The following is a 23,120-nucleotide window of genomic DNA, read 5'->3' on the forward strand; positions in this document are numbered from 1 at the left end:
CGCGGCTCCTAGGTCGATGACTTGGGCAGGGACTCGATCGGACGATCCAGCCGCCACAGCAGCAGCGCCGCGCACGCGGCGAGTCCGGACAGCAGCAGGAAGAACCCGGCGTTGCCGGCGCGCGTGAACAGCATGCCGACCAGGCCGGCAAGCAGGCTGCCGGCGAAGGTGGCGAAGAACCACGAGGCGACCGTGGTCGCCCCCAGGCGCGGCGGCGCCAGCCTGGCGAACAGGCCCAGTCCGGTGGGCAGGATGTAGAGCTCGCCCAGCGTCAGCACCACGAAGAACGCCACCAGCCACAGCCAGCTGACCGGCGCACCGGCCGTGGCCATCGACAGCAGCGAAAGCATCAGGTAGGCGGCCGCCACCACCAGGGCACCGGCCGCCATGCGGCGCGCGGGCGAGAGGTCGCGCCCGGCCTCCGCGCGGCGCCGCCAGGCCATCAGCAGCAGCGGGGTCATGGCGATCACCAGCAGCGGGTTGATCGACTGGAACCAGGTCATCGGGATGGTGAAGCCGGCGAAGCCGCGCGCGACGCTGTCGTCGATCCACAGCGGCAGGGTGTTGCCGACCTGCTCGTAGGCGCCGCGGAATATCGTCGCAGCGACGCCCACGCCCAGCAGCAGCCACCAGACGCGGCGCGCATCGGCACGCGCCCGGCGTGGATCCGCGGGCGCCGCCACGGCCGCCCGCGGCGGCGGCGCGGGCAGGTAGCGGCGCCCGGAGACATAGATCATCAGCCCGGCGAACATGCCCACGCCGGCGGCGCCGAAGCCGTAGTGCCAGCCGTAGAGCTCGCCGAGGGTTCCGCAGACCAGCGGCGCCATGAAGCCGCCGATGTTCAGGCCCACGTAGTAGACGTTGTAGGCGCGGCCGCGGCGCGGGTCGTCCTCGCGGTAGAGGTCGTTGATCTGGCTCGGCAGGCTGGGCAGGAACAGGCCGTTGCCGAGCGCGATCACCGCCAGCGCAAGGTAGAACACCGGCTCGAAGGCCATCACGAAGTGGCCGACCGCCATGATGCTGCCGCCCAGCAGCACCGCGTTGCGCTTGCCCAGCCAGCGGTCGGCGATGGCGCCGCCGAGGATCGGGGTGAAATAGGCCAGCGCGGTGTAGAGGCCGTAGATGAAGGAGGCCTTCTCCTGCGCGAACAGCAGCTGCCTGGTCATGTAATAGACCAGCAGGGTGCGCATCCCGTAGTAGGAGAACATCTCCCACATCTGGGTCAGGAACAGGATGGCCAGCCCGCGCGGCTGGCCGAACCAGGTGCGTTCCGCCGAGCCGCTCACCGGCCCGCCCGCGGTCCCCAGACCTCGTCGCCGCAATGGATGTGGCCGTCCTCGTAGTGCACCGAGGGACTGCGGTCGGCCTGCAGGAAGATCGGGCCGTCGAGGTCGACGACGTCGCAGAACTGGCCGAGCACGAAGGCCGGCGCCGCCGCCAGGCTGGTGCCGCACATGTTGCCCACCATCACCCGCTTGCCCAGCTCGCGGGCGCGCCTGGCCATCATCAATCCTTCGGTGAGACCGCCGCACTTGTCGAGCTTGATGTTGACGACGTCGAAGTGGTGGTGGCGCGCCTCGAGTTCGGCGAGGTCGAGGATGCTTTCGTCCGCGGCGAACGGCAGCGGCCGCTCGACGCCGGCGAGTTCGTGTTCCAGCCCGCGCGCGCCCGGCTGCTCCAGCAGCGAGACCCGCGCCTCGAGCAGTACCGGCAGCAGGTCCGGGAGGTCGGCGACGCGGTAGCCCTGGTTGGCGTCGACGCCGATCCACGGCTCCGGGCAGCGCGTGCGCACCGCGCGCACGCGGGCGGCGTCGAGCCCGGCTTCGCCGGTGAGCTTGAGCTTGAGCGCCCGCGCCCGGGTGTAGGCCGCGGCGTTGCGCGCCATCACCCCGGGTTCGTCGGCGCCGACCGTCATCGTGGTCAGCAGCGGGCGCACGCCTTCCAGGCCGGCGAGCTGCCAGACCGGCACGCCGGCGCGCTGCGATTCGAGTTCCCACAGGGCGGCGTCGAGCGCGTTGCGCGCGCCGCCCGGCGGCAGCAGCCCGCGCAGGGTTTCGCGGTCGAGCCCGGCTTCGATGCGTTCGCGCAGCGCCTCGAGCGTTGCGATCATCGTCTCCGGATGGTCGTTGTTGTAGTACACGCCGGCACCCTCGCCGCGGCCGACGAAGTCGCCGTCGCGCAGGGTCACCACCGTGGCCGGCATCGCCTCGAAGACGTGGCCGGAGATGCGGAACGGGGCCGCGAGCCGCAGCGGCTCGTTGTGGAGTTCGAGTTGGATCGGCACGGCGGCCCGCTCCGCGTAGTGGATCGTCTTCGACGGACCGGGCCGGCAGCGCGACGGCTGCCGGCCCGGTGCCTCAGTACTGCGCGCCGAAACCGATCAGGTGGTAGGCGAAGCCGACCCACAGGGCGAACAGGCAGGCCAGCGCCAGCAGCAGCGCCCAGAGCTTGGCCAGGAAGCGGCGGCGCGCACTGCGCAGCACCTGCCAGGCGTTCCACAGCGCGACCAGCGCGCCCAGCGGCAGCGCCACCGTGGCGAACAGGCGCATGGCGATGACCAGGCCGTCGGAGGCGGGGCTGGTGAGCTCGAGCTTCGCCATCATCATGACCACCAGGCCCAGCGCGAAGCCCAGCGCCAGCACCACCAGCAGCGAGGCGATCCGGACCAGCCGGTGCGCGCGCGCATCGGCGCCGGCCAGGCGGTAGGGCACGCCGTAATAGCGCCGGACCAGGGCCGACACCGGCCAGGCGAGCACGGTGAGCAGCAGGATCGCCAGGCTGGCCGCCAGCAGCGGCATGGCCGCGGCGCGCAGGCCGGAGACGCGCTCGAACACCATGATCGAGGCATAGGGATCGAAGCCGAAGCGCACCACCCGGCCGTCGACCACGTCGGCGGCGAGCCGGTCGTTGCCGCTGGTGTCCTGCCACACGTAGGGCTCCACCTCGCGCCATTTCTTCGGCGCGCCGTTGGCGCCCATGGCGGCCGGCACGCTGATCGTGCCGTCCTCGTTCACGATCACCTTGACCGGGCCCAGCAGGTTGGTCAGCGACAGCGGATTGCTCTGCGCGCGACGGCTGCTCTGGTAGGTGCCGGCGATCTGCTGCGCATGCAGCCTGGCGTCCTCGGCGCTCACCCCGCCCTTGGCCCCGGGACCCGGGCCCGGGCCCGGGCCCGGCAGGTAGCGTTCGGCGAAGCGCTGCGCGAACGCCGTGCGGATCTGGCCGGTGGCGCCGTCGCGGCCGGCGCTGTTCATCGAGACGTAGATCCCGACGCCATCGTCGGGGAACAGGTGCAGGTCGCTGTGGAACCACTGCGTGTCGCCGCCGTGCGAGATCGCGTAGTGGCCGTTCTGCGAGGTCTCGTAGAAGCCCAGCAGCATCCGCAGCAGCGGGCCGACCGAATCCTGCGCGGTGCGCTGCATCTGCCTGGCGGTCTCCTCGCCGAGGATGCGCGCGTCGCCGAAGGCGCCGCCCTGCAGGTGGGCGATCATGAAGCGCGCCATGTCCGCGCCGGTCGCGGCGAGGCTGCCGGCCGGCGCCAGGCTGATGAATTCGTAGTCCTTGGCCTCGCCTTCCGAGACGCGCGCGTAGCCCTTGGACATGCCGGCCAGCAGCTCGGCCGGCAGCGGCTGGCGGAAGCTGGCGCGGCTCATGCCCAGGGGCGCGAAGATGTTCGCGTCCACGTAGTCGTCGAAGCTCTGGCCCGACACGCGCTCGACGATGTAGCCGGCCAGCGCGGTGGCGTAGTTCGAATAGGCCGGCGTCGTGCCCGGTTCGTGGATGCGCTCGGGCACCCAGTGCTTGAGCGCCTCGCCGAGCGGGGTGATCTCGTCGGCCTTCGCGGTGATCAGGCCGCGGATCTGCTCCTCGAAACCGGCGGTGTGGGTCATGATCTGGCGCAGCGTGGCCGGCTTGCCGTCGCGCGCGGGGATGCTGAAGTCCAGGTACTGGTTGACGTCGGCGTCGAGGTCGAGCTTGCCCTGCTCCACCAACTGCATCACCGCGGTCCAGGTGAACAGCTTGGAGATCGATCCCGGGCGGAACAGCGTCTTCTCCGGGTCGACCGGGATGCGCTGTTCGAGATCGGCGTAGCCGTAGCCCTTCTGGACCAGGACCTCGCCATCCTTCACCACCACGACGACCGCGCCGGCGATGTCGCCGGTGGCGAGCGCGTGCGGGAAGAAGCCGTCCAGCCAGGCTTCGACGTCGGCCCGCTGGAGCACGGGCGCGCCCGCGGGCGCCGGCGGGGCGTCCGCCCTCCCCTCGACCGGCTGCGCGGGGAGTGCCGGGACCGCCGCGGGTGCGATCGCGACGGGCGAACCGTCCTGCGCGAAGAGCGGCGACAGGGACGCGGCGAGCAGGCAGCCGCACAGGAACTTGGGTAGCGATCGCATCGGCAGTCTCCGCAGGCTGTTCAGGTCGCGCCGCCCCATGGGCGCTATCCTGATTTGGCGATAATGATCCCAATCGGAAAATTGTCAACATGACCAACGACCCAGCGCCGCGACCTGTCCGTGCGGCCCGCTCCCCTTCCCGCGACAGGCCGCGGAGGCGATGATGATCCCGACCAGGACAACACCGCAGCAGACGGAGACATCGCAAGGATGACCCAGCAGCACCCCACGATCGGCGGGCTCCTGCGCTCGCTGCGCGCGCGCAAGGGCTGGACGCTCAAGCAGATGAGCGAGCATTCGGGCATTCCGCTGTCCACCCTGTCCAAGGTCGAGCACGACCGGCTCACCCTTACCTACGACAAGCTGCTGCAGCTGAGCCAGCGGCTCAACCTGCGCATGTCCGAGCTGTTCGCCGAGCGGGACGAGACACCGGAGCCGCCGGTCACCGCGCGCCGCAGCATCGGGCGCATCGAGGACGCGATCCGCGTCACCACGCCCAACTACGACTACTACTACCTGTGCCCCGAGCTGCGCCGCAAGCGCATGATTCCGGTACTGACGCGGGTGCGGGCGCGCTCGATCGAGGAGTTCGGCGACCTGGTCCGCCACTCCGGCGAGGAATACATCCACGTGCTCGAAGGGCGCATGGAGCTGCACACCGAGTTCTACGACCCGATCGTGCTCGGCGCGGGCGAATCGGTCTACATCGACTCCAACATGGGCCATGCCTACATCGCCGCCGAAGGCTGCGAGGAGGCGCTGCTGCTGGGCGTGTGTTCCAGCCCGGACGAGCAGCTGATGGAGTCGCTGATGACCCTGCACGGCGACGACTCGGCACCGCGGCCGGCGTCCACCCGGCGGCTGAAGGCGCCGCCGCCCGCCGCGAGCCGGGCGGCTCCACGCCGCCGCTAGGCCTGCGCATGATGCGGGCCATCCGCATCACGGGGTATTGATCGCGCCTGCGTCAGCCTCCGGCCTCGTTCCCATCGGACGCGGCACGTGAACCAGGCAGGCGTTGCGCACCACTTCCGTCCCGGTCATGCGCCGGGCGCGGTGCAGGGCGGCTGACGATGGCCGCGCGCCGCATCCGCGTCGGCTGCGCCGGCTGGTCGATCGGCACGCCGCAGCGCGACCTGTTCGACGACGGCGCCAGCATGCTGGCGCGCTATGCCACGCGCTTCGACGTGGCCGAGATCAATTCCTCGTTCTACCGCCCGCACCGGCGCGAGACCTGGCGGCGCTGGGCCGCCAGCGTGCCCGCCGGGTTCCGGTTCTCGGCCAAGCTGCCGCGCACGATCTCGCATGAGCTCGGCCTGCGTGGCGCGGGGCCCGCGCTGGACCAGTTCCTGGCCGAGGCCGGGGGCCTGGGCCGCAAGCTCGGCGCGCTCCTGCTGCAGCTGCCGCCGACGCTGGCCTTCGATGCGCGCAGCGCCTCGGCCTTCTTCCGGATGCTGCGCAGGCGCACCGACATCGCCGTGGCCTGCGAGCCGCGCCACGCGAGCTGGTTCGACGCGCGCGCGGACGCGCTGCTGCAGCGGCACGCGATCGCACGCGTGGCGGCCGATCCGGCGCGCGTGGCCGAGGCGACCCGGCCGGGCGGCGACACGGGCCTGCGCTACTGGCGCTGGCATGGTTCCCCTCGCATCTACTACAGCCGCTACGAGGATGCGGCCCTGGCCTCCCTGGCCGGCGCGATCGCGGCGGCGCCCGGCCGCAACGCCTGGGTGATCTTCGACAACACCGCGCACGGCCATGCCGTCACCGATGCGCTGCGCCTGCAGTCCCTCGTTCGCGACGGCATGCCCACGCAACGGAGGCCGCGTGCCTGAAGGTCCATCCCTCGTCATCCTGCGCGACGAAGCCGCCCGCTTCCGCCGCAGGACAGTGCGCCGCGTCGAGGGCAACAGCAAACTCGACATCCAGCGCATGCAGGGCCGGCGCGTGGTCTCCGTGCGCAGCTGGGGCAAGCATTTCCTGCTCGAGTTCAGCAGCTTCAGCCTGCGCGTGCACATGCTGATGTTCGGCACCTACCGCATCGACGAGCCCAAGCCGGACAAGCCGCCGCGGCTCGCGCTGCACTTCGACAACGGCACCCTCTACTTCTATTCTTCCTCGCTCAAGTACGTCGAGGGCCCGCTGGACGAGACCTACGACTGGCGCGCGGACGTGATGTCGCCCGACTGGGATCCCGCCCTCGCCCGGCGCAAGCTCAAGCGCCAGCCCGACACCCTGGCCTGCGATGCCCTGCTCGACCAGGAGGTGTTCGCGGGCGTGGGCAACATCATCAAGAACGAGGTGCTGTTCCGCATCCGCGTCCATCCCGAGACCAGGGTCGGCGACCTGCCGCCGCGCAAGCTCGGCCAGCTGATCGCGCAGGCGCGCGAGTACAGCTTCGATTTCCTCGAATGGAAGAAGCAGTACGTGCTGCGCAAGCACTGGCTGGTGCACCGCAAGCGCGAATGCCCGGAATGCGGCAGCCGCCTCGAACTCGCCCACCTGGGCACCCGGCAGCGGCGCACCTTCTGGTGCGACCACTGCCAGGTGCGCTACTGATCGCGGCGTTCAACGGGCTGCGACGGGGCCGCGTGGCAGGGCCGTGCGCTCCATGCCCCGCCCGTCCTGTCGACCGCGCGAGTCGGCACGTCCGCCGAGATACCAGCCCAGCGAACCCCAGGCCAGCGCGCAGCCCGCGCCGACCAGGGCCGGCCAGGCCAGCCCCTGCCCGAGCAGGTCGAGCGCGCTGCGCATCCAGGCGCTCACCGCATCGCCGGCGCGATAGACCACGGTGTCGATGAAGGCCTTGGCCTTGTACTTGTCCTGCGCCTCCAGCGGCGCGAACAGCATCTCGCGTCCAGGCCGCACGAAAGCGTGCTCGCCGATGCGGCGCACGATCATCAGCGCCGCCAGCATCGCGAAACCAGGCGCCAGCGCCAGCGCCACGAAACCCACGCACACCAGCAGCGGCACCCCCGCCAGCAGCACGCGAACGCCCAGGCGCTGCGCCACTCGGCCGGTGACGAAGGCCTGGGCCAGCAGCGCGCCGGCCTGCACCGCGATGTCGATCAGGCTGAACACGCGCACCTGGGTGTCGCGGTCGGGGAACAGCGTGGCCACCAGCCGCGCCTGTTCGAAATACAGGAAGGTGGTGGTGGCCGCCAGCAGCACGACGAAGCCCGAGATCGCCAGCAGGTAGGGCGATCGCAGCACGCGCGCCATGCCGCTGAAGGGATTGCCGGCCAGCGGGCGTCGGGCGGTCTCCGCGGGAGGCGCCCCGGGACGCCCGGCGCCGCCGCGCTCGCGCCAGCGCATCAGCCCGGGCTTGAGCGCGAGCGCCACGCCGAGCAACGCGGCGGCGAGCAGCAGCAGGCCCGGATGCCCGATCACGCCGACCAGCAGCGCGCCGGCGGCCGGGCCCACCAACCCGCCGACGCTGGCACCCGCGGCGATGAAGGCGAACAGCCGCCGCGCCTGCCGCGCGTCGAACACGTCCGCCATCACGCTCCAGCTCACCGACACCACGAACAGGTTGTAGACCGAGATCCACACGTAGAACCCGCGCGCGATCCACAGGTTGCCGGGCATGGCGTGGAACGCCAGGGCGAAGCCGGCGAGGTTGGCGGCGAACACCGCATACACCCAGCCGGCGAACGCGCGACGCGGCACGCGCGAGCTGAGCCAGGCGAACAGCGGCACCACCACCACGGTGGCGACGAAGGTCGCGGTGAACAGCCACTGCAGCTGGTCGATGCCCGCGGCGATGCCCATCGCCTCGCGCACCGGCCGCAGCATGAAGTAGCCGGCGAAGATGCTGAAGAACAGCGCGAAGCCGGCGAGTGCGGCGCGCGTTTCCCCCGGCTTGGCGTGGATCGCGGCGGCGATGGCGCGGGCGATGGTCATGGCGCGCTCCTCAGCGGAACGCCACGCCGGCCAGGCGCTCGCTGGCTTCCCACAGGCGGGCGGCCGCGTCCTGGTCGCGTGCGGCCTCCGGCACCCGGGCCAGGCCGAGCGGACCGCGATGTTCGTCGTCGCCGGTCGGACCGTAGTAGCGGCCCGGCTGCGCCTCGGCGGCGGTCGCCGCGTACAGCGTCGGGATGGCACCGTCGGCGGCCGAGTGGTAGTCCTCGCGATCGCGCGCCCAGTCGCGGCCGAAGGCGCTGTCCAGGCCCGGGCCACGGCGCACCAGTTCGGTGACCGCCACGCCCGGATGGGCGGCGAAGCTGGCGATGCCCCAGCCGGCCGCATCGCTGCGCCGCTGCAGCTCGAACGCGAACATCAGGCAGGCCAGCTTGGACTGCGCGTATTGCGCATAGGGGTCGTAGGCGCGCTCGGCCTGCAGGTCGTCGAAATCGATGCGCCCGCGCGCGGCGGCGATGCTCGAAAGCGTGACCACCCGCGGCGCGTCGCTCCGGCGCAGCAGCGGCAGCAATTGCGCGGTCAGCGCGAAGTGGCCGATGTAGTTGGTGGCCAGCTGCGCCTCGAGTCCATCGGCCGACACGGTGCGCTCCGGCGGCGCCATGATCGCGGCGTTGTTGATCAGGCCGTCCAGCCGCGGCAGCGACGCGGACAGCCGTTCGCCCAGCGCGCGCACCGAATCCAGGTCGGCCAGGTCCACCGCCTCGAAGCGCACTTCGGCGTTCGGATGCGCCTGGCGGATGCGGGCGATGGCGTCCCGTCCGCGCTCGGGATTGCGCGCGGCGATCACCACCTGGGCGCCGGCGCCGGCCAGGGCCTTGGCGTCCTCGTAACCCATGCCGCTGGTCCCTCCGGTGACCAGGAAGATGCGGCCGTCCTGGGCAGGAATGTCGGCGTGGCTCCAGTCGGGCCTGGGGGTCGTTTCGGCAAGGGCACCGCCGAGCTGCAGCAGCCCGCCCAGGCCGATGGCGAAGGCGGCGAGCCCGCGGCGCGGCGCGTGAGCCTGGGAACCGCTGGGGGATGGGGTCTTGGACATGGTGTGGCTCCTGGGTCGGGGTCATCCACGGCGGATCACCTTCGACGCCATCCTCCGCGCCAGCACAGCGCGGATAAACCGGATAAAGGCGAATGCCCTGTACGATGCACCGGACAATCCGCCTGGAGACCGTCGTGCGCCGACCCGACCTGAGCGACGTGGCCCTGTTCGCCGCAGTGGTGGAAGCCGGCGGCTTCCGCGCCGCGGCCGACCGCCGCGGCGTCGCCCCCTCTTCGCTGAGCGACCGCATCCGCCGGCTCGAGCGCGACCTCGACCTGCGCCTGCTCCACCGCACCACCCGCAGCGTGACTCCGACCGAAGCCGGCATGCGCCTGCTCGAGCGACTGCGCCCCGCGCTCGCCGAGATCGAGTCCGCCTTCGACGATCTCGGCGACGACACCCGCCGCCCGGTCGGCACCCTGCGCCTCAACGTGCCGGTGCCGACCGCGCGCTTCGTCCTGCCCGGCCTGGTCCCGCCCTTCCTCGCGCGCTATCCGGGCGTGCGCGTGGAGGTGGCGATGGACAACACCCACATCGATGTCCTGGCCGCCGGCTACGACGCCGGCGTGCGCTACGAGGAAAGCCTGGCGCGCGACATGATCGCGGTGCCGATCGGTCCGCGCCGCCAGCGCTTCGTCGCCGCGGCGGCGCGGGCCTACCTCGACCGCCACGGCACGCCGCAGCACCCGCGCGACCTCGCCGACCATCGCCTCATCGGCCATCGCTTCGAGAGCGGCAAGCTCGCGGTCTGGGAGCTGGAATGCGAAGGCACCGCCCTGCGCGTGGCCCCGCAGGGCCCGCTGCTGACCTCGTCGCAGGACCTGGAAGTCGGCGCCGCGATCGCAGGCACCGGTATCATCTACACGTTCGAGGAGTACCTGCGCGCCGCGCTCGACGACGGCCGGCTGCAGCCGGTGCTGGAACCCTGGTGGCAATCGTTCGAGGGGCCGTACCTGTACTACACCGACCGTCGCCACGTGCCGGCGCCGCTGCGCGCGTTCGTGGAGTTCCTGCGCGAGCAGGCGGACGCCTGACGAACGCGGGAAGAGTGCAAACTGGGCCCACCAGGATTCGAACCTGGAACCAAGGGATTCGCTGTGGCCGGGAGTTTCCCCCCGGAGCGGACTATCTCTTCACCCTTCGCCGCGGCGAGCGCCGGAGCGGATGGGGTGCGGGACGCTCTAGCCTGTGATCAAGGGCGCTGCAGCCCCCAGGTAGTCTCTGCACCTTCCGGCGGTGTACCGCCGGCTTGGCTCAGGATTGCCGCCGTCCGGCATCGCTGCCGCCGCTGCGGTTCCCCTGAATTCATCCCGTTCCCGTCCGCGCATTCCTGCGCGGCGGCACCTTTCGATGAGTCCCCTGCTCTAACCGTTGAGCTATAGGCCCGTGCGGGCATCGTAGCAAAGACAGGGGGACGGAAAGGCGCAAAAAGAATCGCGCAGCCGCGGCCATCGACGAGAGCAGGCCACGGCTGCGCGACAGAGCCGGACGGGTGACCGCCCGGTCATGCGCTGACGGCTTACTGGCCGTCGGTGTTGTTGCGGCCGTCGGCGGCGGCGTTCGCCTCCTCGGCGGCATCCTGCGCCTGCTCGGCGGCGTCGGCGGCCTTCTCGGCGGCGTCGGCCAGATCCTCGCGGCGGGTCATGTCGTCGGCGCCGCCGACCTGGCCGGCAATCGACGAGGTGGCATCGGCAGCCGCATCGGCCGCATCGGCCGCGGCCTGGGCCGACTGGGCGGCCGCCATGTCGCCGGTCTGGGCAGCGTTCTGCGCCGCCTGCTGGGCCTCGGCGGCCGAATTGGCGGCCTCCTGGGCGGAGTTCTGGGCCTGGTCGGCGTTGGAGCAGGCGCTCAGGCCAGCGGCCAGGGCCAGGGCAAGCAGGGTCTTGGTGGCATTCATTCGTGGTCTCCTGTGTCCGGCGCCGCTGCGCCGTCGGGAGGCGACTTTGCCGGGGCCCATGTCGGCGCCGTGCGAACGCCGCCGGCCCATCGGCGCCTCCGTTCAGTTTCGTTACCCCAAACGACGCCGCCCCGGCACGCATGCGGGCCGGGGCGGCGAAACGGCGGATCGTCGCGGGCTGGCGCCCGCCACGATCAGTCGATGTCGAGGAACGAGCGCAGCTGCTCGGAGCGACTCGGGTGGCGCAGCTTGCGCAGCGCCTTGGCCTCGATCTGGCGGATGCGCTCGCGGGTGACGTCGAACTGCTTGCCCACTTCCTCGAGGGTGTGGTCGGTGTTCATGTCGATGCCGAAGCGCATGCGCAGCACCTTGGCCTCCCGCGGCGTCAGCCCGGCGAGCACGTCTCGCACGGTCTCGGACAGGTTGATGTTGGTGGTGGCCTCGATCGGGGACTCGACGTTGGTGTCCTCGATGAAATCGCCCAGGTGCGAGTCCTCGTCGTCGCCGATCGGGGTCTCCATGGAGATCGGCTCCTTGGCGATCTTCATGACCTTGCGGATCTTGTCCTCGGGCATGTCCATTTCCTTGGCCAGCTCCTCCGGCGTGGCCTCGCGGCCGTACTGCTGGAGCATCTGGCGGGAAATGCGGTTGAGCTTGTTGATCGTCTCGATCATGTGCACCGGGATGCGGATGGTGCGCGCCTGGTCGGCGATCGAGCGGGTGATGGCCTGGCGGATCCACCAGGTGGCGTAGGTCGAGAACTTGTAGCCGCGGCGGTACTCGAACTTGTCGACCGCCTTCATCAGGCCGATGTTGCCCTCCTGGATGAGGTCGAGGAACTGCAGGCCGCGGTTGGTGTACTTCTTGGCGATGGAGATCACCAGGCGCAGGTTGGCCTCGACCATCTCCTTCTTGGCCTTGCGCGCCTTGGCCTCGCCGTAGGCCATCGCGCGGTTGATCTCCTTGAGGTCGGCCAGCGTCACCATCATCGCCTTCTCGACCGCGATGGTGGCTTCCTGCTCGGCGACGATCTGGTCCTTGACCTCGCGCATGCCGCTCGACCACTTCTGCTTGCGCTTGAGCACCTCGTCCACCCAGCCCAGGTTGGTCTGGTTGCCTTCCCAGGCGCGGATGAAGTCCTTGCGCGGCATCTTCGCAACGCGCGTGGACAGGTCGAGGATGCGGCGCTCGTGGTCCTTGATCTCGCCCACCACGTCGCGCAGCTTCTTGACCAGGGTGTCGGTCAGCGGCAGCGGCAGCTTGAAGGTGGTGAAGATCTCGGCCATTTCCTCGCGCAGCTTCAGCACCGGCTTGGCTTCGGCGCCGGACTTGGCGTAGGCCTTCTGGAACTTGGCGTACAGCGCGGCCAGCGCCTCCATGCGGCGCGCGACCTCGGCCGGATCCGGACCCGACGGGCCGGCGTCCTCGGCGTCGCCGCCGTCCTCGTCTTCGTCCTCGTCGGCCTCGGCGTCGTCGTCGGCCACCTCGCCGTCGGCGACCGGCGCGGCCGCGGGTTCGGGCTCCTCGAGGTCGTTGAAGCCGACCACCAGCTCGGCCAGGCGCTTCTTGCCGGCCTTGTGCAGCTCGTAGTCCTCCAGCAGCAGCTGCACCGACCAGGGGAAGCTGGCCAGCGAGGACAGCATCTGGTTCAGGCCTTCCTCGATGCGCTTGGCGATGGCGATCTCGCCCTCGCGGGTCAGCAGCTCGACCGTGCCCATCTCGCGCATGTACATGCGCACCGGGTCGGTGGTGCGGCCACCCTCGCCGTCCAGCGCCGTCAGCGTGGCGGCGGCTTCCTCGGCGGCGGTATCGTCGACCTCGCGGTTGCCGGTGGAGTCGCCGGTGAGCAGCAGCGATTCGACATCGGGCGCGATCTCGTGCACCTCGATGCCCATGCCGTTGATCATGCCGATGATGTCCTCGATCTGCTCCGGATCGACGAGGTCGTCGGGCAGGTGGTCGTTGACTTCGGCGTAGGTCAGGTAGCCCTGCTCCAGCCCCTTGGAGATCAGGAGCTTGATGTCGGACTGTTCGGCTGGACGTTCGTTCGCCATGAGGCGCGCACCGGGGAGAAAAGTGAACCCGTAATTATACCATCGCCGCCCGCCCGGGTCCGGCGGGAGAGGCGCGGAACCCGGTCTCCACAGACCGGGATGCCCATCAGATGGGGGCGCATCGTCCGGTTTCCAGCGCCGGCCGACCTGCGCCCGTGTCCGGCGGCGCTCAGGCCCGCAGCAGGAAGGTGACCGGCCCGTCGTTGACCAGCTGCACGGCCATGTGGGCGCCGAACCGGCCGGTTTCCACCGGACCGGCATGGCGCGACCGGCATTCAGCCAGCAGACGGTCGAACAGCGGCTGCGCCTGTCCGGGGGCGGCCGCGGTACTGAACCCCGGGCGCATCCCCGAGCGGGTGTCGGCCGCGAGGGTGAACTGGCTGACCAGCAGCAGGCCGCCGCCAGTGTCCGCCAGCGACCGGTTCATCCGGCCCTCGTCGTCGGCGAAGACCCGGTAGCCCAGCAGGCGCCCCGCCATGCGCGCGATCTGTTCATGGCCGTCGCCTGGCTCGATCCCGGCCAGCGCCAGCAGTCCGGGGCCGATGCGGCCAATGGTCTCGCCGTCGACGCTGACGCTGGCTTCGGTGACGCGCTGGATCAGGCAGAGCATGGACGGGTCGCTGCGGGTGAGGGGCGTTCCCAGCGGGAACCGGGCGAGTGTGCCATCGCCGCGGCGCCCGACCCAGCCTCCGGCCGCGCCCCCTGCCGCCGGCTCGCTACACTTGCCCCGTGAACGCAGTGCTCGCCCGTTTCCTCCATGGCCTGGCCGCGCTGGTCGGGCGCCTGCCCTGGCCCGCCCTGCGCCGGCTGGGCGACGCCCTGGGCAGCCTGTGGCTGCGCACCGGCGCACGCGAGAGCCGGGTGGCGCTGCGCAACCTCGAACTGGCCTACCCGGAACTGCTGGCGGGACAGCGCGAGGAGCTGCGCCTGCGCATCCTGCGCTCCACCGGCCTGCAGACCCTGCAGACCCTGCAGCTGTGGACCCGGCCGCACAGTGAGAACCTGCGCCTGATCGAGGAAATCCACGGCGAGGCGCTGTTCGACCAGGCCTTGGCCGCCGGCCGCGGCCTGATCGTGGCCGCGCCGCACTTCGGCAACTGGGAGCTGCTCAACCAGTGGCTCGCCGCCAAGACGCCGCTGGCCATCCTCTACAAGCCGCCGGAGTCGGCGGTGGGCGAGGCGTTCCTGCGCCTGGTGCGCGCCAATGCCGACGCCGACCGCGTCACCCAGGTGCGGGCCGAGGGCGCCGGGGTGCGGCAGCTGTACAAGCGGCTGCAGGCAGGCGGCGTGGTCGGCATCCTGCCCGACCAGCAGCCCAAGGGCGGCGACGGCGCGTTCGCGCCGTTCTTCGGCGTGCAGGCCTCGACCATGACCCTGCTCGGCCGTCTCGCCTCGCGCAGCGGCGCCGCCGTGCTGTTCGCCTGGTGCGAACGCATCGGTCCCGGCCCCGGGCACGCGCTGCGGATCATGCCGGCCTCGCCCGGCATCGACTCGGCCGACGCGGCGATCGCGACCGCCGCGCTCAACGCGGACGTGGAACGCATCGCCAGGCGCGATCCGACCCAGTACCAGTGGACCTACAAGCGCTTCAAGGCGCAGCCGGCGGGCACCGCGGTGTCCAACCCCTATGCCGACCTGGAGGGCGGATGAGCGCAGCCGGGTCGCCGGCCCCCGACGCGCCGGTCCCCGTGCCGGACGAGGCCGGCTGGCAGCCGCTGCCGCTGCGCGCGCGGCGCCTGTTCGTGCTGGGCAACATGTTCGGCAACGGCGTGCTGGCGCTCGGCCTGCTGGTACCGATCGGGCTGCTGGCCGGCCCCGGCTGGCGCCTGCCGCTGGCGCTGGCGGTGCTGGTGGCGCTGCCCGCGCTCGGCGCCTGGTCAGGGTTCCGCCGGCACGCCTGGACGCGCTGGCGCCTGGACGATGACGGCTACGCGCTGCGGCGCGGGCGCTTCTGGCGCCACGACACCTTCGTTCCGCGCTCGCGCGTGCAGCACCTGGACATCCGCCGCGGCCCGGTCGAGCGGCGCTTCGGCCTGGCGACCCTGGTGATCCACACCGCCGGTACGCGCCACAACGCGGTCGCCACCGCGGGGCTGGATGGCGACGACGCCGAGCGGCTGCGCGACCACCTGGCGCGCTGGGCCGGAACCGATGACGACGACGCCTGATCCCGCGCCGCAGGTCGAGCCCGTCGACCGGCGCCTGCATCCCTGGTCGTGGCTGTTCGTGCTGCTCGGTTCGTTGCGCCAGTTCGTGGTGCCGCTCGGCGTGCTGGTGGTGTTCGGCGGCCGTCGCGAGGACGGCTACCAGCTGGCCGCGGCAGGGGTCGCGGTGCTGGTGTTGGCCGCGGTCTCGGTGTGGCGCTATTTCACCTACCGTTTCCGGATCGAAGGCGACAGCCTGGTGATCCGCAGCGGCCTGCTCGAGCGCAGCCTGCGCCAGGTGCCGTTCTCGCGCATCCACAACGTCGAACTGCGCCAGACGCTGCTGCACCGCCTGTTCGACGTCGCCGAGGTCAAGCTCGAGTCGGCCGGCGGCACCCGGCCCGAGGCGCAGATGCGGGTGCTGCAGCTGGACGATGCGCTGGCGCTGGAGCGGCTGATCCGGCACCGCGCCCCCGACCCGACGGCGGCTTCCGGAACGTCGCCACAGGAAGAGGATGGCGCCGTCCTGCTGTCGCTGCCGTTGCCGGAGCTGGTGCGGCTGGGCCTGATTTCCAACCGCGGCATGGTGGTGGTGGGCGCGGCATTCGCCCTGGCCTGGCCGGTGCTGGAGGACAACGCCTTCAAGCGCGTCTTCGAACTGGCGCGGCTGCAGCTGACCGGCGTCGCCGGACACCTGGAAGGGCGCTGGATCGCCGCCGCGCTCGCCGTGTCCGGCCTGCTGCTGCTCGCCCTCGCGGTGCTGCGGCTGTTCTCGGTGCTGCTGGCGATCGTGCGCTACCACGGCTTCGCACTGCGCGAACACGGCCGCCGGCTGACGGTGGAGCGCGGCCTGTTGTCGCGCGTGCGCAGCAGCGTCAGGCGCAGGCGCATCCAGGCCTGGACCCTGCGCGAAACCGTCCTGCACCGCCTGTTCGCGCGCCGCTCGCTGTCGATCGACATCGCCGGCGCCCACGCCGGCAACGGCGACGGCCAGCCGCGCGAGGTACCGGAGCTTGCGCCGATCGCCACGCCCGCCGCCTGCGAAGCGCTGCTGCAGCACCTGCTCGACGGCGCGCACTGGCCGCCGCGGGGCTGGCGGGCATTGCATCCGCGTGCCGCGCTGCGCCTGGTGCTTGGCGACGTGGTGTTCGCCGCCGCGCTGACCGGCGCGCTGTGCTGGCGCTTCGGCGCCTGGGGACTGTTCGGCCTGCTGTGGCTGCCCTGGGGCTGGCTGCTGGCGCGGCGCCACGCGCACTTCGCCGGTTACCACGTCGACGACCGCCTGGTGGCGGTGCGCGAAGGCTGGTGGTCGCGCCACTGGCGCTTCGCCGAAATCGACAAGCTGCAGGCGCTGCAGCTGCGCCAGTCGCCGCTCGACCGGCGCTTCGGCATGGCTTCGGTCTGGCTCGACACCGCCGGTGCCGGCGGCCTGGCCCCACCGCTGCGCATCCGCTACTTGCCGCTGGACGAGGCGCAGGCACTGCACCGGGACCTGGGTCGCGACGTGGCACGGCGCAGGCTGCGCTGGTAGGCGACCTCAGGCGCGCGCCGGTGGCCGCGCGGCGAGTTCGAGGAACAGGGCCTCGTAGCGCGCGTTCATGCGTTCGCGGCCGTACTCGCGCAGCGCGCGCGCGCGCGCGGCCTGCCCCAGCCGCGACGCAAGCGGGTCGTCGCGCAGCAGGCGCTCGAGCGCGTCGGCCAGCGCCTTCGGGTCGGCCTCGGGCACCAGCAGGCCGTCCACGCCGTCGCCGATCACTTCGCGCACCCCCGGGACCGCGCTGCCGACGACCGCGCAGCCGGCCGCCATGCCCTCGATCAGGGCCAGCGGCATGCCCTCGTAGTGGGTGCTGAGCACGGCGATGCGGTGCGTGTGCAGCAGCTCCGGCACGTTGCGCGCCACGCCGAGGAAGCGCACCTGCTGCTGCAGGCCGAGTTCGGCGGCCAGGCGCTCGACCGGCGCGCGGTGCAGGGCCTTGCCGCCGCCGGCCAGCAGCAGCGGCGGGTGCAGGCCGCGCTCGCCGAGCAGGGCCAGCGCGCGCAGCAGGCTGGCGTGGTCCTTCTGCCGCGAGTAGCGCGCGACCATCACGATGCCGGGCACGCGCGCGGACAGGGGATGCGCGTCGGCATCGGCGAAGGGGTCGAGCCGGATGCCGTTGGGGATGGCGATGGTGCGGTCGGGCGGCATGCCCATGTCCAGCAGCACCTGGCGCACGCCCTCCGAGCAACCGACGATGCGCGAGGTGCGCGCGGCCAGCCAGCGCGTCTGCGCCAGCCGCCAGCGCGTGTAGCGCTCGCGGGTGTTGTGCTCGACGTGTACCAGGTGGGGCACGCCCGCCAGCAGGCCGGCGTAACGGCCCCATAGGTGCTCGCTGAAGCCGTGCGCGACCAGCACGTCGGGCCGGAATTCGCGGCACAGCTTCGCCAGCGCACGGATGGTCGCCAGGTGCGACCAGCCCGGCACCACCTGCAGCGGCGTGCCCGCCGCGCGCAGTTCCTCGATCCGCGCCGGGTCGCCGCGGCGCTTGCGGCGCAGCACCAGCAGCGGCTCGACGCGTCCGCCGGCCACGCCCGCGTTCACCAGCTGGATCGCCACCTGGGTGGCGCCTCCGGAGAAGCCGCCGGTGACGAAATGGAGGACGCGCGGACGGGGTGGGGTCATGACGGGGAATTCACGCGAGGACTCCATACGATACCGCCCGGCGCATTCGCCCCCATCCCTGGCCCACATGGTTCCCCTGCTTGCCTGCGCGTGCGTCCTGCTGGCCATCGCCGGGATGCTGTGGCTGCGCCGGCCGGTGGAATCCACGCCGCTGCAGCCGGTCTCGATCCTGCTCGAAGGTGCCGGGCCGATCGCGAACGACGCGCGGATCCCGCGCCGGCTCTGGTCCTACTGGCACGACGACCAGGTGCCCCTGGTGGTGCACCGCTGCCTGCAGAACTGGCGCAGGCAGTGCGCCGGCTGGGAGATCGAACTGGTCCTGGGCAGCACCCTGCACCGCCATGTCGATCCAGCCGACCTGCCCGACGGCTTCGACCGGCTGGCTCCAGCGCGACGCTCGGACTGGCTGAGGCTGTACCTGCTCGCTCGCCACGGCGGCGTCTGGATCGATGCCAGCACCATCCTCACCGAGTCGCTGGACTGGCTGGTCGAGGCGCAGGCGGCGACGCGTGCCGAGTACCTGGGCTATTACCTGGACGGGTTCTGCGTGGCCGGCCGCACGCCGGTGCTCGACAGCTGGTGCATGGCGGCGCCGCCGGGCATGCCGTTCGTCCAGGCCTGGCTCGCCGAACTGTGCCGGGCGCTGCGCGCCGGCGACGACGCCTACCTCGCCGCGCTGCGCCGCGACGGACGCTACGAGCGGCTGGTGCAGCGGATCTCGCGGCCGGCCTACCTGATCGTCCACATCTGCGCGCAGGCGGTGCTCGACGATGGCCGGCCCTACCGGCTGCTGCTGTGGCGCGCCGAGGATACGGCCTACTTCCTGCAGCGGGTGTCGCACTGGCGGCGCCTGCGGCTGTACCGGCGCCTGCTCGCGCATCCGGCGCCAGCGCGTCCGCCGCGGCTGCTGAAACTGCGCGGCGGCGAGCGCAACAAGCTCGAGGGCTACTTCGCCCACCACCTCTATCGCAAAGACAGCATCGTCGGACGCTACCTGCCCTGAACCGTCAGCCCGGCACCAGCCAGCCGCGCGCCGCGAGGCTGCGCTGCGCGCGCCAGGCCCGCAGCCACCACCCGCGCGACCGGTATTCGGCCAGCACCGCCGGCATGCCCTGCGGGAACACCATGCCGATCGCGTCGTGGCATTCGTGGGCCAGCGCCTCGTCCTCGCGCGGCACCTTGCGCGCCAGGGAGGCGAACGTGCGCAGGCAGAAGTACTCCAGCGCGCGCCGCGTGCGTTGCGAGACACCGCCTGGCAGCGCCATCACCCCGTCATGGAATTCGCGCAACGACAGCAGCAGGTCGCGCGACTTGTCCGGGGTCATCCGCGCCATGATGCTGTCGCCGCGCTGGCGATAACCCACCCACGGCCGAGGCGCATGCCGCCAGCGCCCGACCGACGCGCACAGCGGCGCGACCACCGCCATGTCCTCGAAATACCGCCCTTCCGGGAAGCGTGCGCCGCGCCAGGCCTCGCGCGTGGCGATCTTCGACCATGCGTGCAGCTGTCGCCCTTCGAGCAGGCCGGTCAGCAGCGCGTCGCGATCGTCCGATCCGTCGCCCGGGCGCCCGGCGAAACTGCGCCGGTGCAGTTCGCCGCGAAGGCGGTGCCGCAATCCGAACGAGGCGCGGAGCAGGCGGAAGTCGCACAGGACCAGGTCCGGCGATTCGCGTTCGACGATGCCGCGCAGCCCGTCGATCGCGCCGGGCATCAGCACGTCGTCCGAATCCAGGAACCACAGGTAACGGCCCGTCGCGGCGTCCATCAGGCTGTTGCGCGCGGCGGACAGGCCGCGGTTGCGTGCGTGGGCGAGGCTGCGGATGCGGCCCGGATGGGCCTGCTGCAGCGCGGCCACGATGGCCATCGAGGCGTCGGGCGAGGCATCGTCGAGGACGATCAGTTCCACGCCCGGATCGGCCTGTCGCAGCACCGACTCCAGGCACTCGCGCAGGTAGGGTTCGACGTTGTAGACCGGCACCAGCACGCTCAACCAGGGCGCGTTCGCGGTCTGCGGCATCGGGCGGTTCCAGTGAGGCGGATGGGAAGATCGGCGCGAGTCTACCGTGGGCCCCTGCCGCCCGGATGACCAGGCGCTTCAGGTGGCCTTGCGCAGGCGGGCGTAGAAGAATCCGTCCATGCCCGCCTCGCCAGGCAGCCGCTGCCGGCCCGCGCCTGCCATGCGGCCGAAGCGCTCGTCCAGCGGCTCGGCCGCCGCATCGGGCGTGCGTGCGAGGAAAGCCTCGACCTGTGCGGCGTTCTCCGCGTGCAGGATCGAGCAGGTGGCGTAGAGCAGCCGGCCGCCCGGCGCGAGCAGGGGCCACAGGCGGTCGAGCAGGCGCGCCTGCAGCGCGGTGAGCGCGGCAAGGTCCGACTCGCGCCGGTGCAGCAGCACGTCGGGCTGGCGCCGGACGATGCCCGTGGCCGAACAAGGCGCATCGAGCAGGATCGCGTCGAACGCCTCGCCATCCCACCAGGACTCGGGATCGGCGGCGTCGGCGGCGAGCAGGCGCGCGTCCGCGCCGACGCGCAGGCGCGCGAAGGTGTCCTGGACGCGGCGCAGCCGGCGCTGGTCGACGTCGATGGCGGTCAGCCGCAGCGCCGGGTCGCGCTCGAGCAGGTGCGCGGACTTGCCGCCCGGGGCGGCGCAGGCGTCGAGCAGGCGCGCGCCGGGCGGCGGTGCCAGCGCGTCGGCGACGCGCTGCGCGGCGGCATCCTGCACCGAGACATCGCCGTCGGAGAAGCCCGGCAGCGTGGTCGGCGATACCGCATCGTCGATGCGGATCGCATCGGACAGGCCTTCGACCCGGGCATGCGCGATCCCGGCCTGCTCCAGCCTGGCCGCATAGGCGCCCACCCCTGCGCGCGTCCGGTTCACGCGCAGCCAGGTCGGCGCGGCGGCGGCGCTGGCCACGAACACCTCGTCCGCCGCGTCCGGCCAGTCGGCGCGCACGCGTTCGCGCAGCCACGACGGCCAGGCCGCGTCCGCCGCGGCGGCCGGCAGGCCTTCCCGCTGCGCGCGGCGCAGCAGCGCATTGGCCAGCCCCGCCTGGTGGGTGCGGCCGGCGGCACGCACGGCCTCGACCGTCGCCGCCAGCGCGGCATGCGCCGGCAGCTGCAGCGGATCGAGCTGGGCGAAGCCGACATGCAGCAGCGCGCGCAGCGGCGCATCGCGCCGCGACAGCGGTCGCGGCATCCAGGCCGCGAGCGCGGCGTCGTAGCGCGCGCGATTGCGCAGCGCGGCGAAGCAGATCGCCTCGACCAGGGCGCGGTCGCGCGGATCGGCGAGGGCCGGCAGCGCGGCGGCCAGTTCGGCCTTGAGCGAGCGGCCCTGCAGCACCGCATGCAGCACGGCGGCGGCGGTGGCGCGCACGGCGGTACCACTGCGGGAAGGACGGTTCATGAGCGAAAGGCGCCGCGCGTCGTCGTTGGTGCCACCCATCGTACGGCCCCGTCGGGATGGGGCCGGACGTGGCAGCTGCTGCGGATCGAACCCACCGGTCTAGCGTGCGCCGGCGAGGTCGCGCCGCGCATTGAGGTAGTCGGCGGCGGTGATCACCTTGCCGCCCGGCCGCTGCAGGCTGCGGATCCGCAGCGCGCCTTCGCCGCAGGCCACGTCGATGCCGCCACGCCCGGCGACCAGCACCGTGCCGGGCGCCGCGGCGTGCGCCAGCGGCAATGCAGTGGCGCCATGGATGCGCAGCAGTTCGCCGGCCACCTCGCCCTCGGCCACCGGCCAGGGCGAGAAGGCGCGCACCTTGCGTGCCAGCGCCTCGGCGGGCTGGCGCCAGTCCAGGCGCGCCTCGGATTTCTCCAGCTTGCGCGCATAGCTCGCGCCTTCCTCCGGCTGCGGCTTCGGCTCGGGGCTCATGCCCGCGCGCAGCAAGGCCAGGCCGTCGCCGAGCACCTGCGCGCCCAGCTCGGCCAGGCGCGCGTGCAGCTGGCCGCCGGTCTCGTCGGCGCCGATCGGCGTGGCCTGCGACAGCAGCACCGGGCCGGTGTCCAGGCCCTGCTCCATCCGCATCAGACAGACGCCGGTCTCGGCGTCGCCGGCTTCGATCGCACGCTGGATCGGCGCCGCGCCCCGCCAGCGCGGCAGCAGCGATGCGTGCACGTTCCAGCAGCCGTGGGTCGGGATCGACAGCACCTTCGGCGGCAGCAGCAGCCCATAGGCCACCACCACCATCAGGTCGGGCGCGAGTTCGCGCAGCTGGCGGCGCGCTTCGACCGTGCGCAGGCTCTGCGGCTGCAGCACCGGCAGGCCCAGCCGCTGCGCCTCGAGCTTGACCGGCGAAGCCGCCAGCCCGCGGCCGCGGCCCGCGGGCCGGTCGGGCTGCGTGTAGACCGCGACCACGTCGCCGCGCGCGGCGGCCACGCGCAGCGAGGGCACGGCGAATTCGGGCGTGCCGGCGAAGACGATGCGCATGGACGGCCGCGCCTTCAGTCGCGACCCTTGCGCAGCTTCTCCAGCTTCTTGATCGCCCGGTCGCGCTTGAGCGGCGACAGGTAGTCGATGAAGAGCTTGCCGTCCAGGTGGTCGATCTCGTGCTGCACGCAGGTCGCCAGCAGGCCGTCCACGCGCAGTTCGAACGGCTTGCCATGGCGGTCGAGCGCATCGACGACGATGCCGTCGGGACGGGTCACGTCGGCGTAGATGCCCGGGATCGACAGGCAGCCTTCCTGGTGCGCGCGCAGGTCCACCGAGCGTTCGCGGATCGTCGGGTTGACGAACACCAGCGGCTGGTCGCGGCCCTCGGTGACGTCGATGACCATGAAGCGCTGGTGGGTGTCGACCTGGGTCGCGGCCAGCCCGATGCCCGGTGCCTCGTACATGGTCTGGAACATGTCGTCGAGCAGGCGCTGGAACGCCGGATCCTCCAGCTGCGCGGCGTCGACCGGCCGGGCCACGGTCCGGAGGCGGGGGTGGGGGAATTCGAGGATCGGGAGCAGGGCCATGGCGGAAAGGTGGCGGCGGTCACAACCGCGCAGGAAGGCCCGCCATTGTAGCGCTCCGCGGCTTGCAGCC

General features: G+C 72.0%; 21 protein-coding genes. 8 read left to right on the top strand and 13 right to left on the bottom strand.

What is annotated here, in order from left to right; translation table 11 throughout:
- Positions 1–8 precede the first annotated feature (8 nt).
- The 3 genes from ACFQ2D_RS09240 to ACFQ2D_RS09250 all read right to left on the bottom strand — a co-directional run bounded on the left by ACFQ2D_RS09240 (position 9) and on the right by ACFQ2D_RS09250 (position 4,394).
- On the bottom strand, positions 9–1,286 hold the full coding sequence (locus ACFQ2D_RS09240) for a peptide MFS transporter (RefSeq protein WP_280942224.1): 1,278 nt from the start codon (positions 1,284–1,286) through the stop codon (positions 9–11).
- Positions 1,283–2,284 (bottom strand): dipeptide epimerase, encoded by a 1,002-nt coding sequence (locus ACFQ2D_RS09245; RefSeq protein ID WP_280942225.1) that lies wholly within the window; start codon positions 2,282–2,284, stop codon positions 1,283–1,285. Before ACFQ2D_RS09245 ends, ACFQ2D_RS09240 begins: the two co-directional genes overlap by 4 nt.
- 73 nt (positions 2,285–2,357) lie before the next feature.
- Complete coding sequence (locus tag ACFQ2D_RS09250) at positions 2,358–4,394, bottom strand: serine hydrolase domain-containing protein (protein WP_280942226.1); 2,037 nt, start codon at positions 4,392–4,394, stop codon at positions 2,358–2,360.
- Positions 4,395–4,604: 210 nt separating this feature from the next.
- On the opposite strand from ACFQ2D_RS09250, the gene ACFQ2D_RS09255 reads away from it, so the two are divergent.
- The 3 genes from ACFQ2D_RS09255 (at position 4,605) to ACFQ2D_RS09265 (ending at position 6,947) form a co-directional block, all read left to right on the top strand.
- The gene (locus ACFQ2D_RS09255) at positions 4,605–5,306 is read left to right on the top strand and encodes a helix-turn-helix domain-containing protein (protein ID WP_280942227.1); all 702 of its coding nucleotides are present in this window, start codon (positions 4,605–4,607) and stop codon (positions 5,304–5,306) included.
- Positions 5,307–5,464: 158 nt separating this feature from the next.
- A complete protein-coding gene (locus tag ACFQ2D_RS09260) occupies positions 5,465–6,223 on the top strand; it encodes a DUF72 domain-containing protein (RefSeq protein ID WP_280942228.1) in 759 nt (252 codons plus the stop codon).
- Entirely contained in the window at positions 6,216–6,947 is a 732-nt protein-coding gene (locus ACFQ2D_RS09265) for a DNA-formamidopyrimidine glycosylase family protein (RefSeq protein ID WP_280942229.1), read from the top strand. The genes ACFQ2D_RS09260 and ACFQ2D_RS09265 overlap by 8 nt, the downstream gene beginning before the upstream one ends.
- Before the next feature lie 9 nt (positions 6,948–6,956).
- Here the strand turns inward: ACFQ2D_RS09265 and ACFQ2D_RS09270 are convergent, their stop codons facing one another.
- Both ACFQ2D_RS09270 and ACFQ2D_RS09275 read right to left on the bottom strand, forming a co-directional pair.
- Complete coding sequence (locus ACFQ2D_RS09270; protein WP_280942230.1) at positions 6,957–8,291, bottom strand: NTP/NDP exchange transporter; 1,335 nt, start codon at positions 8,289–8,291, stop codon at positions 6,957–6,959.
- 10 nt (positions 8,292–8,301) lie between these two features.
- Positions 8,302–9,342: an SDR family oxidoreductase gene (locus tag ACFQ2D_RS09275; RefSeq protein WP_280942231.1), complete on the bottom strand. Its 1,041-nt coding sequence runs from the start codon at positions 9,340–9,342 to the stop codon at positions 8,302–8,304.
- 104 nt (positions 9,343–9,446) lie between these two features.
- On the opposite strand from ACFQ2D_RS09275, the gene ACFQ2D_RS09280 reads away from it, so the two are divergent.
- On the top strand, positions 9,447–10,376 hold the full coding sequence (locus ACFQ2D_RS09280) for a LysR family transcriptional regulator (protein WP_386795631.1): 930 nt from the start codon (positions 9,447–9,449) through the stop codon (positions 10,374–10,376).
- Positions 10,377–10,861: 485 nt separating this feature from the next.
- Here ACFQ2D_RS09280 and ACFQ2D_RS09285 read toward each other — a convergent pair whose 3' ends face one another.
- The 3 genes from ACFQ2D_RS09285 to dtd form a co-directional block, all read right to left on the bottom strand.
- Positions 10,862–11,239, bottom strand: coding sequence for a hypothetical protein (locus ACFQ2D_RS09285; RefSeq protein WP_280942233.1), 378 nt, complete (start codon positions 11,237–11,239; stop codon positions 10,862–10,864).
- A gap of 194 nt (positions 11,240–11,433) precedes the next feature.
- Complete coding sequence (gene rpoD / locus ACFQ2D_RS09290) at positions 11,434–13,293, bottom strand: RNA polymerase sigma factor RpoD (RefSeq protein WP_280942234.1); 1,860 nt, start codon at positions 13,291–13,293, stop codon at positions 11,434–11,436.
- A gap of 169 nt (positions 13,294–13,462) precedes the next feature.
- A complete protein-coding gene (gene dtd, locus ACFQ2D_RS09295; RefSeq protein ID WP_280942235.1) occupies positions 13,463–13,903 on the bottom strand; it encodes a D-aminoacyl-tRNA deacylase in 441 nt (146 codons plus the stop codon).
- A 119-nt stretch (positions 13,904–14,022) separates the two neighbouring features.
- On the opposite strand from dtd, the gene ACFQ2D_RS09300 reads away from it, so the two are divergent.
- Genes ACFQ2D_RS09300 through ACFQ2D_RS09310 form a run of 3 tightly spaced genes read left to right on the top strand, consistent with a single transcriptional unit; the run spans position 14,023 to position 16,968 of the window.
- Positions 14,023–14,943, top strand: a complete 921-nt coding sequence (locus tag ACFQ2D_RS09300; RefSeq protein ID WP_280942236.1) for a lauroyl acyltransferase — start codon at positions 14,023–14,025, stop codon at positions 14,941–14,943.
- Entirely contained in the window at positions 14,940–15,461 is a 522-nt protein-coding gene (locus ACFQ2D_RS09305) for a PH domain-containing protein (protein ID WP_342457126.1), read from the top strand. The genes ACFQ2D_RS09300 and ACFQ2D_RS09305 overlap by 4 nt, the downstream gene beginning before the upstream one ends.
- Positions 15,445–16,968 carry a PH domain-containing protein gene (locus ACFQ2D_RS09310; RefSeq protein WP_280942237.1) on the top strand — a complete coding sequence of 508 codons (1,524 nt, stop codon included), beginning with the start codon at positions 15,445–15,447 and terminating at the stop codon, positions 16,966–16,968. Before ACFQ2D_RS09305 ends, ACFQ2D_RS09310 begins: the two co-directional genes overlap by 17 nt.
- Before the next feature lie 6 nt (positions 16,969–16,974).
- Here the strand turns inward: ACFQ2D_RS09310 and ACFQ2D_RS09315 are convergent, their stop codons facing one another.
- Positions 16,975–18,096 carry a glycosyltransferase gene (locus ACFQ2D_RS09315; protein ID WP_280942238.1) on the bottom strand — a complete coding sequence of 374 codons (1,122 nt, stop codon included), beginning with the start codon at positions 18,094–18,096 and terminating at the stop codon, positions 16,975–16,977.
- Between the two features lie 67 nt (positions 18,097–18,163).
- Between ACFQ2D_RS09315 and ACFQ2D_RS09320 the strand changes: the two genes are divergently transcribed.
- Positions 18,164–19,099, top strand: a complete 936-nt coding sequence (locus ACFQ2D_RS09320; protein WP_280942239.1) for a glycosyltransferase family 32 protein — start codon at positions 18,164–18,166, stop codon at positions 19,097–19,099.
- 4 nt (positions 19,100–19,103) lie between these two features.
- Here ACFQ2D_RS09320 and ACFQ2D_RS09325 read toward each other — a convergent pair whose 3' ends face one another.
- The 4 genes from ACFQ2D_RS09325 to def form a co-directional block, all read right to left on the bottom strand.
- Positions 19,104–20,114 (bottom strand): glycosyltransferase family 2 protein, encoded by a 1,011-nt coding sequence (locus tag ACFQ2D_RS09325; protein ID WP_280942240.1) that lies wholly within the window; start codon positions 20,112–20,114, stop codon positions 19,104–19,106.
- Between the two features lie 78 nt (positions 20,115–20,192).
- Entirely contained in the window at positions 20,193–21,497 is a 1,305-nt protein-coding gene (rsmB, locus tag ACFQ2D_RS09330) for a 16S rRNA (cytosine(967)-C(5))-methyltransferase RsmB (protein ID WP_280942241.1), read from the bottom strand.
- A 99-nt stretch (positions 21,498–21,596) separates the two neighbouring features.
- Positions 21,597–22,520, bottom strand: coding sequence for a methionyl-tRNA formyltransferase (fmt, locus tag ACFQ2D_RS09335; RefSeq protein WP_280942242.1), 924 nt, complete (start codon positions 22,518–22,520; stop codon positions 21,597–21,599).
- Between the two features lie 14 nt (positions 22,521–22,534).
- Entirely contained in the window at positions 22,535–23,050 is a 516-nt protein-coding gene (gene def / locus ACFQ2D_RS09340) for a peptide deformylase (RefSeq protein ID WP_280942243.1), read from the bottom strand.
- Positions 23,051–23,120: the final 70 nt, after the last annotated feature.

The sequence above is a fragment of the Luteimonas composti genome (assembly GCF_042678665.1).
GTDB classification, from domain to species: Bacteria; Pseudomonadota; Gammaproteobacteria; order Xanthomonadales; family Xanthomonadaceae; genus Luteimonas; species Luteimonas composti.